Origin of the sequence: uncultured Veillonella sp. (genome assembly GCF_937981445.1) — a bacterium.
Classification (GTDB): Bacteria; Bacillota; Negativicutes; order Veillonellales; family Veillonellaceae; genus Veillonella_A.
Map to the genome: position 1 here is coordinate 1 of NZ_CALJON010000031.1, position 12,666 is coordinate 12,666.

Below are 12,666 nucleotides of genomic sequence, written 5' to 3' on the forward strand. Positions count from 1 at the left end.
TATAGTGCTAGTTTATGGTTTTTATATAGATGTATGTCTATGCGTTTTATATAGATATAGGTCGTTAGCCTTTTAAATGGATAGATAGAGTTTGATAAAGACATTAAAATATAAAAAGGTTTGTTATAGATTTTACCTATAACAAACCTTTTTTCTTATATATTAGCCCTAGGAATAAAAACTAATTATAATAGATAACAGCTAATAAACTTCTAAGGCGTGAGAAACCTTAGAAGATGCTAGGGGAGAGAACATATAGATAGCCAGAGCTTTGCTGAGAACAAAGCTTTTGCGAAAGAAGAGAGAAAACACCCGCATTTACTAAATCATGCTGAGTTTTAAGAAACTGCAGTTAATGATTGGTATGTGCGGGTGTTTTTATTGTTTCATTTGATTTTCTTAGACAAACAGCTCTTACTTTCAAAGTAAGAGCTGTTTTGAAGGGTATAATATTATTGATTTTACTATGTTTATTGCTTTTTGCCTTTTAGTTTATATGTTACATATAGGAAGGCAATCCATAGTGGAATGGCAATCACTGATGGTTTAAAACTATCCATTTGCCACATAACAGCGACTACAACGATTAAGAACAACATGCATAAGTAGTTGATGAAAGGATAGAGTGGCGATTTAAATTTTAATTCATCTAAACGTTGTTCACGAATGAAGGTATTGCGGAACTTAATATGTGTGGCAATAATGACAAACCAACTAATTACGAGACCTGCTACTACAAGGGCTAAGAGATGCATGAATACTTCACCAGCTTGCGGATAGAGATAGGTCGTTAATACGATGATTAATGCCAAACCGGCGGAGAATAGCGTACTAGCCAATGGCACACCATGGGTTGATAAATAACCGAAGATTTTAGGTGCATTGCCTGCTTTGGCAAGGCCATAGAGCATGCGTGAATTACTGTATAGAATACTATTAAATACAGAAAGGGCCGCTACTAGTACTACTAAGTTTAAAATATTAGACGCCGCTGGAATACCAATTTCTTCGAAGATTTGCACGAATGGGCTCGCCTCTAGGCCGACTTTATCCCATGGTGCTAAGGACATAAGCACTACCATAGTACCGATGTAGAAAATTAAAATACGAAGCAAGAGTTCATTAATAGCTGTTGGTAAACTTTTTTCAGGGTCTTCCGCTTCACCAGCCGTAATACCGATGAGGTCAACACCACCGAAGGAGAACATAACAACAGCGAGGGAGCATAAGAAGCCCCACGAGCCATTAGGGAAGAAGCCTCCATTATCCCATAAGTTATGGAAATTATTAGGGAAGGATCCCATAGTGGTAAAAATAAGGTAGAAGCCAAAGAGAATCATACTTACAATGGCGCCAATTTTAACAAAGGAGGCCCAGAACTCCACTTCGCCATAGGCTTTAACATTGATTAGGTTAATCGCCGTAATGATGACTAAGCATATGAGTGTGGTGAGCCAGTGTGGGATATCTGGGAACCAATAAGCTAAATATACGGCAATAGCGGCGAGCTCTGCCATGCCTGCGAGCATGAATAATGTCCAGTAATTCCAACCCGCTAAATACCCCATGAAACCATTCCAATATTTATTAGCAAAATGGCTAAAGGACCCTGATACAGGTTCGTGTACGGCCATTTCACCGAGCATGCGCATAACAAAGAAAATAAAAAGACCAGCTAGGGCATAGGATGCGATAATACCAGGACCTACTAATTTAATGGTAGGTGCTGATCCATAAAATAAGCCTGTTCCTACAGAAGCGCCAAGTGCAATCATTTGCATGTGACGATTTTTCAGGCCACGCTTCATATGATGCGTAGACTGATTGGTGTCAGTTTTGTGTTCACTCATAAACAATTCTCCCCTTTGTGCCAGTATTAAGCAAAGATTAATACGCACAACCTACACAGAAAATACATATAACATATAAAAACATAATTACCTTTAATGCACCTGTCTTTGCCGTGCATTACCATATAATGTCTAATGATAGAGTATATATATCTTTTTGGCAATATCTTTATAAGGATTTTCTAGAATATTTTGAAAAATAGTATTTATTTTATAAATGAAGCGGCATTTTACTGGGTTAAAGGGAGTTAGACGGGGCTGTATTACGTATTTTTAGGTTAACTTAATAATCTTGCAAGATTTGCATAAGAACTATGAAAAAATATAAAGGAATTTTCAATCCTTATAGCGAATACATACATTAAATTGCGTTTTACGCTTTAAAGGAGGCGGTTCATAATGAAAGAATATGCAAGTGATTTGATTCGTAATGTGGCTATTGTTTCCCATGACGGAGCGGGGAAAACAGCGCTTGTAGAAGCATTGCTCCTAGCTTGTGGTGCCGTTGATGCGGTTGGAAAAGGCCAAGACAATAAACATATTATGGACTTTGAGCCTGAAGAAATTAAACGTAATGTTACCATTCAACTAGGGATTGCGCCTTGCGAATGGAAGGGGCATAAAGTGAATTTTATTGATACGCCGGGCTATTCTGAATTTCATGGTGAAGTGCGCGCTGCACTTCGCGCATCCGATGGTATGTTAATGGTTTTATCTGCTACATCAGGCGTGGAAATCGATACGGTGCGAGCTTGGGATTATGGCGTAGAACTTCAAATGCCACGCATGGCTTTTATCAATAAGATGGATGTTGAAGGGGCTGACTTCTTTGGCACCTTAGAGAAAATGCATGAGCTCTTTGGCAAAGCCATTATGCCACTTCAAATTCCTATTGGAGAAGGCCCTGATTTTAAAGGTGTTGTAGACGTGGCAAAACGAACCGCCTATGTGTATGAAAATGGTAAAATGACCGAAGTACCTGTGCCAGAAGAACTCAGTGCGAAGGTAGAAGAGATTCGTGAACTTACTGTAGAAGCAGCCGCTGAAGGCAATGATGAACTATTAGAAAAATATTTAGATGGTCATGAACTTACCTTAGAAGAGATTCGTCAAGGTCTTCGTGAAGGTATGCTCACTGGTCGCGTATGTGCCGTTATGTGTGGTAGTGCCATTCATAATATTGGTATGGACCAAGTATTAGACCGTATGATTCGCTATATGCCAGATGCAGCTAAACGGGTGATGACTGCAAAGGATGCGGATACAGGGGAACAAAAGATTGTTCATGTAGATAAGCCATTTACTGGCTTTGTATTTAAAACTGTACTTGATCCATTTGCTGGTAAACAAAGCTTTATCCGCATTTTCTCTGGCGAGCTTAAAGAAGGCGATAAGCTATATAATATCTCTCAAGATGTGGAAGAAAAATGGGGTAAAATGTACACCCTTATTGGGAAACAACAAGTGCCAATTTCTGAAGCAGGCGCTGGGGATATTGTAGTAATTCCTAAATTACCAAATGCAAAAACAGGCGATACCTTTGGTACGGCTGAATTTAAAGTAACCTATGATCCAATTCGCTTCCCGCAACCTCTTCATACGGTGGCCATGGTAGCAGAAAAGAAAGGGGAGGAGGAAAAATTAGCCTCCGCCTTGGCGCGAATTGCCGAAGAAGATCCAACTTGCGTAGTGACTAAGGATGTGGAAGGTCGTCAAATGCAGGTTCGTTGTATGGGCGAAGTTCATTTAGAACATATTTTAACTAAGATGGAACGCAAGTATGGCGCTAAAGCTAAGCTTGAAAAATTGTATATTCCATATCGTGAAACTGTGCGTGGTACCATTGAAGTGGAAGGTAAGCACAAGAAACAAAGTGGTGGTCATGGTCAGTATGGGCATGTGAAAATTAAGATTGAACCATTATATGATGGTGAGTTTGAATTTGTTGATGAAATCTTTGGTGGCGCTGTGCCTCGCCAATATATTCCAGCAGTAGAAAAGGGCGTTCGGGAAACCTTAGAACATGGCCTTATTGCTGGCTATCCTATGATTGGCGTAAAAGTGACCTTGCTTGATGGTTCTTACCATTCAGTGGACTCTTCTGAACTTGCTTTTAAAGTAGCGGCGGCACAAGCCCTTAAAAAAGGTGTGCCAGAAGCTAAGCCTATCTTGTTAGAGCCTATTTACGATGTAAATATTTTTGTTCCTGATGCATTTACTGGTGATATTATGGGCGATTTAACAAGTCGTCGTGGTCGTGTGCTTGGCATGGAACAGGCTGAACGAGCTGGGGTTACAGTAATTAAAGCACAAGTTCCATTTGAAGAAATGCTCGACTATGTAACAGTGCTTCGCTCTATGACTCAAGGTCAAGGGGTATTTAATATGGAGTTTAGTTCCTATGAAGAAGTACCACATAAAAAAGCAGAAGCCATTATTGCTGCCTATGTAGACGAAGACGCTGAATAGGAGTACAATATAAGTAGAAAGAGACGTATCTCTCTTAGCGGATACGCTTTTATTGCAGATAGTTTTGTAACTCATGTATATGGGAGTTAGTAATGATTTTTGGACATATTGATGTGCCGTATGACACTCACGCGTATGCGCCAGCACTTGTAAAAGTATTAGACTGGTTGAAGCATACAGATTTATTAGCATTGCCGGCTGGGCGTCAGATAATAGAGGGCGAAGCGATATACGCCAATGTAGATGATGTAAAGACGCGCCAGTACGAAGACACGAAGCCTGAGTCTCATAAACGGTATATTGATATACAGTTTATGGTGCAAGGTGCAGAAAAAATTGGATTTACACCTAATGTGGGCCCAATGCCACCAAGTGAAGTATATGAGGATCGAGACCTCTACTTTTATAATCCATCATTAGCTGATGCAGGCATAATATTGGCCAAGCCAGGTAATTATTCCATATTTTTCCCCGATGATTTACATCGGCCACTAATCGCTGTAGACAACACACCGCAGCCTATTCGCAAAGTAGTTGTAAAGGTGAGCGTAGATTTGCTAAAATAAAATAATAAAAGAACGACCGGAACTTAACCGGTCGTTTTTTATGGATATAGTTTTTATAGATATAGAATTGAGTATAAATTAGTAGAAAGGTTGTTTTTCATGGATTCCTATAAATTGGTAGGCATTGCCTTGACCTTACTAGGTGGTGCGCTTTGGGGCTTATCAGGCACCAGTGCGCAGTTCATTCAGCAAGACCGGGGCGTGTCTCCCGAGTGGTTACTTGTGATTCGGTTGCTCATTGCAGGCGTCATAACGATTATTTGGGCTGCTTTAAAAGATAAAAAGGCATCGTTGCGAGTCTTTGAGTCACCTCGGGATATTATAAAAATGCTGATTTTTGGAATCTTTGGGGTGGCCTTATGCCAGTATTCTTATTTTAGGTCCATATACTATGCTGGCGCAGGCATTGCCACAGTATTACAGTACTTGGCACCAGCCATGATTGTTATCTATATGTTTATGCGCTATCATAAATTACCTTCCAAAGGGGAAATGCTCAGTGTCGTACTGGCTACGGTGGGGACTTTTATTATTGCCTTGCAAGGAACTTGGGATTTTTCCGCCATTGATGAAGTAGTTTTGTTTTGGGGACTTTTGTCGGCCGTAGCAGTAGCTATTTATAGTATGCAACCGGTTACTTTGCTACGCACGTACGGAACCTTGCCTATTCTAGGCTGGGCCATGTTGGGCGGTGGCATTGTAGGCTGGTTCTTGTGGTGGCCTTCGGACGTTCCTGGTACTTGGGATATGTACACGTATTTAGCTTTTTTTGCCATCGTTGTATTAGGCACTGTGGTGAGCTTTAATGCCTACTTGGAAGGGGTACGCCGTATTGGTGCTGTTCAGGGTACCGTATTATCCTCCATTGAACCGATTTCGGCGGCGATTTTAGGCTGGGCTTTATTGGGAAATCATTTTCTACCATCTGATTATGTGGGATTTATTTTAATTTTAATTACCATATTTATCTTAGCGAGAGAAAAAGGGCGATAAAGGCAAGTATAAAGCTGTAAAGAGCAAAAAAGAAAAGAGTCAGCTCTCTTAGTAAGCTTTCTAGTAGATGGTAGTAATTTACTAGGAAAGACTTCTAGAGACTGACTCTTTTTTATGTATTAATGTGTAAATGTAGTTTAGGTTTTATATCCCTTGCGGCTCTAAAGAGGAATGCCGTGAATATAAGCGTAGTTGACGGACTTTAATCTACCAATAAGGATTCGTTGAATGTATCTATGTTATAAAAAATAAGATGTGTCTTATCAGGACTAACTGCTAGGCCATCTACATATGCATTAATAGTGCCTTTAGGACCAAGTGTGCCGCCATATGCATAGATATAAATCGTGTAATTATCTGGCAGATTATGTGTAAAGGTTTTGTATGATTTATGACCTAAATATGTTTTGTGAGCTTCTTCTTGTTCCTCATTGGTCATTGGCTTAAGATTGGTCGGTTGATTTTGTATCATATTAGCCACTTTTTTTACCCACTTTTGATTAATCTGACCTAACTCTTCTCTTGTGGCTTTTCGTAAAAGAGCTTGTTTTTGCTCCTCCATCATATCATCTACAGCTTGAAGGCGTTTAGTTATTTCTTCAGGATGCCAATAGGTATAATATTCGTTTAAATCTTTTAAATCAGATGTTACTTCTACCCAATATTTAGGGATAAGGGCACTTAGTGGAATGGCTGGGTGCTTCGAATCTGCCACTGTATAGATTGTCTTTTTATCATGTTCACCAGATAAAATTACTTTAAAGTTCTTAGCTTCCTGAGGTGTTGTAATAATTTGTGCAGTTTCGGCCGCTTCATTTATTAAACTTTGTGCTTCTTCGGGCGTGGCATTAAAGGACAGTTGGATATATTGTGTAATTCCACCAGTATAAGTACCAGCCTGGAAATTCACATTTTTAGCATAGGCAGGGATTTTAACTGGAAAACTTGGGAAAGGACTATAATCAGCTATATCATTTACGGGATAAACAGCGGAGGCTCGATTGTATTCCATTTTTAGGGATGTATGTAAAAATGTCTTAGATAAAGGATTTTTATTATTTTTATAAAGTGTTGCTTCTAACTCATTCCACGATTTAGGAAGTGTTTGTTTATACAGCACACGAAATGGTGTGGGAATAATTTGTCGCTGTGAAACTGTATTTTGTTGCAGTATTTGTATTGGATCTTTAGTTGGATGTACCGCCGAAGGGATAATCTCTCCTACTTGATGATGGCTCGTTATAAAGGGCCCTGTAGTGCTAGTTTCTGATGTAGTAGATGCTACTTCCGTAGAAACTATACCAGTAGCATATACAGGTAGGGTAAGAGCGAGCAGGCTGCTTACTATTAGTGCGGTGGTGATGGATTTCATAGAAATGACTCCTTTGCTAAAGAATTATAAATGATTTAGGAAGAATTTATAAAACACGAGTCCCTGTGCATATATAGGACATGTGCATATATAGGACATGTGCATATATAAGAGACGTATGTAGTTTTATTATAGCATGAAATCAAATGGTCTGATATGATAGGTAGGTTGATAGAACTATATTGACATATCTAAAAAAATAGATATAATGTAAGTATGGATAATCAACAATTACTCGATATTTTTAAAGCGTTGTCGAATGAGAGCCGCTTAAAAATCTTGCAGTGGCTCAAAGAGCCAAAGACACACTTTCCGCCCCAGGGTATTCATGGCTCTGAGGAAGACGTGTTTGAAGGAGGCGTCTGTGTGGGGAGTATCCAAGATAAATTGGGCATTTCACAATCGGCCGTTTCTCATTATTTAGACATGATGCAGCGAGCAGGGCTATTAGAGTCTGCCCGTTTTGGCAAATGGACATACTACCGCCGTAATGAGTCAACTATTAAGGAATTAGTGACTCATATTGGAGATAGTTTATAGTTCAGATGCTACTAAATAAAATACCCCTATCTTATGATGGGCTGTGTCCATAAGGTTAGACTCATATCTAACACTAGAGACAATGCTTAGTACATAAGATGGGGGTATTTTGTCTTATAACGAGGTATTTTTTTACAGCTTGGTATGTTCTCTTATAACTTGGTATTGTGTTTTATAATTTGGAGTTTTGCTCTATTTTAATTTGGCATAGACCCAAAGGCTATTTAAGAAGAAAAGACCCGCAGTAGCCCAGAAGAGAGCGGTAAACCCAAAGAGGCCCATGAATGTAGCACCACCTACAGAGCCTAAGAAATAGCCTAGAAATTGAGTGGATTGATTGTACGAAAACACTTGGCCACTCAAGGCCTTAGGTGTGTGGGTCGAAATGTATGTGTTGAGGGCTGGTAATAAACCGGCTAGACCAAAGCCCATGAGGAATCGGAGCACAGCCAATTGCCAAGCGCTTGTTACATAAGCTTGCGGCACGGTTATAATGGCCGTAAATAGCAAGGAGGCAATTAAAATCTTGCGTGGCCCAATGCGATCGATGAGCTTGCCGCAGAAAGAGCTACTCAGCATTTGCGCAATGCCTGTGGAGGAGAATACAAAGCCAGCAATCAGCGCTAGATGCGGTGTATTAGGTGGCATAATATCATGTAAGTAGACGGTAATAATAGGTTGTAAACTCATCATAGACATGGCGTAAATGAATGTTGAAACCGCAATGATGGTGAGTTCTTTGAAATACGGCAGCTGTTTTTTGAGCTCTTTAAATCCTTTTGGTAAGGCTTTAGGTTGGGGTTTATAATTTTCGTGTACGAAGAAGAGAACTAGTAAAAAGGCGAGGCCTAAGCAGGTGGCCGTAATAAAAAAGGTGATACGGATACCAAAGATACCGGCTAAATAGCCACCGATGAGGGGACCTAAGAGGGAGCCGGCTAAATTGGAAGACACTAATAAGCCGAGGGCCCAACCGGTACGATTTTCCGGTGTTTCTGACGCTACAAGGGTAATAGAGCCAGAGAAAAATCCTGATACTAAGCCCTGCGCCATACGTACCAGAACGAGCTGCAAGGGTGTATGTACGAAGCCGATGAGTAGATTACAAAGCATCATGCCAAAGCTAGCGCGCAATAGAATTAATTTACGCCCTTTTTTATCTGCAAGACGCCCCCAAAAGGGGGATACTAAGGCTACGATGACATAGGTAATGCCCATAGCTAGGCCGGACCAATAGGCTACTTCGGCGCTGTCAGATAAACCTAAGTCATGCAAATATAGGGGCAGTATAGGGGCAATTTGGCTCATTCCTGTAGCGGAGAGGAAGGCACCAAATAAGCAGACATAAACAGTACGTTGCCAAGCAGGCATAAAAATCCTCCTTTACTTGGTGTAATAATAGATAAAACAATGCATTTTATTTTATTGTAACATATTTGTAAAATGAAAATCCGCTCTTGACAAAAGTAAAACCCTTATCTATACTCTATCTATAACTAAAGATGGTGGCAGTGAAAGACAGATGTCTCTTCGAGACGGTTCTTTGTGTGCCGTGTGAGAATGTGCGATGATTAAGACGGCTATGGCGGGTAGTCCTCAGCGAGCTGAAGTACGGTGTGAGTTCAGCGGATGAAGCGATAGCGAATCACTTAGGAGCATACAAATTAGAGTTCTAACCAACTATTGATTTGTCGGTGAGCACCGTTATATGCGTGAGTGGCTTATTGTATAAGTCAGTAGGGTGGTACCACGGATATTTGCGTTCGTCCCTTCGGGGATGAGCGCTTTTATTATTGAGAGGAGAGTTATGTATGGATTACGGTAAAACACTTCGTTTACCAGAGACTGAATTCCCAATGCGTGGCAATTTGCCAAAACGGGAACCTGAATTTATCAAATTTTGGGAAGACAATAAAATTTATGAAAAACGTCTAGAAAAACGAGAAGGGAATAAGCAATTTGTGCTTCATGATGGCCCTCCATATGCAAATGGTAAATTGCATATTGGTCATGCTCTTAATAAAACATTAAAAGATATTATCATGAAATATAAAACTATGCAGGGCTACTATACGCCATATATCCCAGGATGGGATACTCATGGTTTGCCAATTGAACATGCAGTTATCAAAAATACAGGCCTTAATCGACACGAAATGGCGCCATTAGACCTTCGTGCAAAATGTAAAGAATATGCTTTGGAATGTGTAGAAGAACAAAAGAAAGACTTTGTTCGCTTTGGTGTGCTTGGTCGTTGGAATGACCCATATGTAACATTGAAACCAGCTTTTGAAGTAAAACAAATTGGTATCTTTGGTGAAATGGCTAAACGCGGTCATATCTACAAAGGTCTTAAAACTGTTTACTGGTGTACACATTGTGAAACAGCCTTAGCAGAAGCTGAAATCGAGTATAAGGAAAAGAAATCCTTCTCCATTTATGTAAAATACGCCTATGTAAATGAGTTGAAACGTACCTTGCCAGAAGGTTTAGACACAACTAAGGCTTATGCTGTTATCTGGACAACAACACCTTGGACATTGCCAGCATCTCAAGCAATTTCAGTGAATCCAAAGCTTGAATACTCTTGGGTACAAGTGGGGGATGAATATTATTTGATGGCAACCGATCTTGTTGCCTCGGCTCTTAAAGATGCACAGGTAGAAGAATACAAAGTGTTACATACGTTCTCTGGTAAAGAACTTGAACTTGCTACGTTTAAACATCCATTCATCGAACGGGTAGTGCCTGTATTCTTAGGGGAACATGTTACTCTTGAAGCTGGTACTGGTTGCGTTCACACAGCTCCTGCACATGGTGAAGAAGACTTCTATGTATATCAAGCGTATAAAAAGGCTGGCAAAGTAGATTTTGAAATCACATCCTTCGTTGGTCCTACTGGGGAATATGCAGCAGCTGTAGATAGTGGCCGCTATGGCGATACGGAAGAGGCTCTTGCAGGCAAAGAAATTCATGATGCAGAAGTGCCAATTTTAAAAATCTTAGCTCATAATGGCGCCCTTCTTCGTAAAGGGTCCCTTCGTCACCAATATGCACATTGCTGGCGTTGTAAAAATCCTGTTATCTATCGCGCTACTGAACAATGGTTCTCTTCTGTTGATGGCTATCGCAAAGAAGCTCTTGATGTTATTGATAATCAGGTGCAATGGATTCCTAAATGGGGTCATGACCGTATTTACAATATGATTGCTGACCGCGGAGATTGGTGTGTATCTCGTCAACGCGTATGGGGTGTGCCAATTCCAGTATTCTATTGCGACTCCTGTGGCGATTATGTAATCAATGATGACACCATCAAATCCGTCCAAAATTGGGTAGCTAAAGAAGGTTCTGATGCTTGGTGGAATCATAGCGCCAAAGAATTATTACCTGAAGGTTTCACTTGCCCTCACTGTGGTCATGGTGAATTCCATAAAGAAACAGACATTATGGACGTTTGGTTCGATAGTGGTTCTTCTTGGTCTGGGGTCCTTCAAAATGAAGGCATCGACGTACCTTGCGCTATGTATCTTGAAGGGTCTGACCAACATCGTGGTTGGTTTAACTCCTCCTTGTTGACTAGCGTAGCCACTACAGGTAAAGCCCCTTATAATTCTGTATTGACACATGGCTTCGTAGTGGATGGTGAAGGACGTAAAATGTCCAAATCTGTAGGTAATACAGTAGCGCCTTCCGATATTATCGATGTATATGGCGCTGATGTAATGCGTCTTTGGGTATCCTCTGCGGACTATCAAGGCGATGTGCGCTTATCTAAGGACATTGTAAAACAATTGTCTGAAGTATATCGCAAAATCCGTAATACCTTCCGCTTCTTACTTGGTAACTTAGATGATTTCAATCCAAATACAGATAAAGTACCTTATGAACAATTGTCTGAAATTGATAAATGGGCTTTACTTCGTTTAGAAGAAGTACGCCGTAAAGTAACTGAAGCGTATGAAAATTATGAATTCCACATTTTATATCACACAATTCATAACTTCTGCACAGTTGATTTGAGCTCCTTCTACTTAGATGTGCTAAAAGACACAATGTATGCAGAAGAAGCTACATCACTTGGTCGTCGTAGTGCGCAAACAGCAATGTATGAAATCGTAACGACTTTAGTACGTATGGTAGCGCCTGTACTTTCCTTCACAGCAGAAGAAGTATGGCAATATATGCCAAAAGAAGAAGGCATGGGTCTTAGTGTAATGCTTGAAGATTGGCCAACTGGTAATGAAGCACATTATGATGAAGCGTTAGCTGAAAAATGGAGCCATATCCTAGCTCTTCGTGGGGAACTTACAAAGGCTCTTGAAACAGCTCGTCAAAATAAAATTATTGGTCACTCTTTAGATGCTAGCATCACTGTATATGCTGATGGTGCAGCTTATGAAACTTTAGGACAAGTGAAAAACTTAGCAGCTCTTCTCATCGTAAGTGAAGCGACATTAGTTGAAGGCCGTACTAGTGCGCCAGCTGAAGCTGTGGCTACAGAAGAAGGTCACCTCAGCGTAGTAGTAAAACCTAGTGAATTTGAAAAATGCGAACGCTGCTGGATCCATAAAGATAGCGTTGGAAACGATAAAGAACATCCAACATTGTGTGATCGTTGTGCAAGCGTATTGGCAAAATAAGCATGTTAACTAATAATTTGTACTAGTTATACTAGTGCTGAAAAATAAAAACACTCCCTTACAACCAGCTCGTCAAGCTCGAATGGTTGCTTTGGGAGTGTTTTCTATATTTATATAGTAATTAGGGCTCGGTTATTAGCAACGCGTGTTTATTTTTGTTATTTATTCAAGGTGTTGATTTATGGAGAGAGTAAAAGAAAAATAAAATTGACCTAAATGGGTATAATAAATTT

The 12,666-nt window shown here is 40.1% G+C and carries 8 protein-coding genes; 5 read left to right on the forward strand and 3 right to left on the reverse strand.

Going from position 1 to position 12,666, the window contains the following annotated elements:
- Nucleotides 1-470 precede the first annotated feature (470 nt).
- Nucleotides 471-1,850 (reverse strand): amino acid permease, encoded by a 1,380-nt coding sequence (locus Q0376_RS04830; protein ID WP_298704749.1) that lies wholly within the window; start codon nt 1,848-1,850, stop codon nt 471-473.
- A 399-nt stretch (nt 1,851-2,249) separates the two neighbouring features.
- On the opposite strand from Q0376_RS04830, the gene fusA reads away from it, so the two are divergent.
- From fusA to Q0376_RS04845, 3 genes are all read left to right on the forward strand, one after another.
- Nucleotides 2,250-4,319, forward strand: a complete 2,070-nt coding sequence (gene fusA / locus Q0376_RS04835; RefSeq protein WP_298704751.1) for an elongation factor G — start codon at nt 2,250-2,252, stop codon at nt 4,317-4,319.
- A gap of 92 nt (nt 4,320-4,411) precedes the next feature.
- The gene (locus tag Q0376_RS04840) at nt 4,412-4,885 is read left to right on the forward strand and encodes a YhcH/YjgK/YiaL family protein (RefSeq protein ID WP_298704753.1); all 474 of its coding nucleotides are present in this window, start codon (nt 4,412-4,414) and stop codon (nt 4,883-4,885) included.
- A gap of 99 nt (nt 4,886-4,984) precedes the next feature.
- Nucleotides 4,985-5,878: a DMT family transporter gene (locus Q0376_RS04845; protein ID WP_298704755.1), complete on the forward strand. Its 894-nt coding sequence runs from the start codon at nt 4,985-4,987 to the stop codon at nt 5,876-5,878.
- Between the two features lie 202 nt (nt 5,879-6,080).
- Here the strand turns inward: Q0376_RS04845 and Q0376_RS04850 are convergent, their stop codons facing one another.
- On the reverse strand, nt 6,081-7,250 hold the full coding sequence (locus tag Q0376_RS04850; RefSeq protein WP_298704757.1) for a hypothetical protein: 1,170 nt from the start codon (nt 7,248-7,250) through the stop codon (nt 6,081-6,083).
- Nucleotides 7,251-7,616: 366 nt separating this feature from the next.
- On the opposite strand from Q0376_RS04850, the gene Q0376_RS09320 reads away from it, so the two are divergent.
- Nucleotides 7,617-7,790, forward strand: a complete 174-nt coding sequence (locus Q0376_RS09320; RefSeq protein ID WP_363302987.1) for a helix-turn-helix domain-containing protein — start codon at nt 7,617-7,619, stop codon at nt 7,788-7,790.
- A 192-nt stretch (nt 7,791-7,982) separates the two neighbouring features.
- Here the strand turns inward: Q0376_RS09320 and Q0376_RS04860 are convergent, their stop codons facing one another.
- Nucleotides 7,983-9,161 (reverse strand): MFS transporter, encoded by a 1,179-nt coding sequence (locus Q0376_RS04860; RefSeq protein ID WP_298704761.1) that lies wholly within the window; start codon nt 9,159-9,161, stop codon nt 7,983-7,985.
- A 440-nt stretch (nt 9,162-9,601) separates the two neighbouring features.
- Between Q0376_RS04860 and ileS the strand changes: the two genes are divergently transcribed.
- On the forward strand, nt 9,602-12,433 hold the full coding sequence (gene ileS / locus Q0376_RS04865) for an isoleucine--tRNA ligase (RefSeq protein WP_298704763.1): 2,832 nt from the start codon (nt 9,602-9,604) through the stop codon (nt 12,431-12,433).
- Nucleotides 12,434-12,666 lie beyond the last annotated feature (233 nt).

What these genes read in the sequence shown, in the direction of transcription:
- Q0376_RS04830 (WP_298704749.1), bottom strand. Translation starts at nt 1,850, where the DNA reads ATGAGTGAACACAAAACTGACACCAATCAGTCTACGCATCATATGAAG.
- fusA (WP_298704751.1), top strand. Translation starts at nt 2,250, where the DNA reads ATGAAAGAATATGCAAGTGATTTGATTCGTAATGTGGCTATTGTTTCC.
- Q0376_RS04840 (WP_298704753.1), top strand. Translation starts at nt 4,412, where the DNA reads ATGATTTTTGGACATATTGATGTGCCGTATGACACTCACGCGTATGCG.
- Q0376_RS04845 (WP_298704755.1), top strand. Translation starts at nt 4,985, where the DNA reads ATGGATTCCTATAAATTGGTAGGCATTGCCTTGACCTTACTAGGTGGT.
- Q0376_RS04850 (WP_298704757.1), bottom strand. Translation starts at nt 7,250, where the DNA reads ATGAAATCCATCACCACCGCACTAATAGTAAGCAGCCTGCTCGCTCTT.
- Q0376_RS04860 (WP_298704761.1), bottom strand. Translation starts at nt 9,161, where the DNA reads ATGCCTGCTTGGCAACGTACTGTTTATGTCTGCTTATTTGGTGCCTTC.
- ileS (WP_298704763.1), top strand. Translation starts at nt 9,602, where the DNA reads ATGGATTACGGTAAAACACTTCGTTTACCAGAGACTGAATTCCCAATG.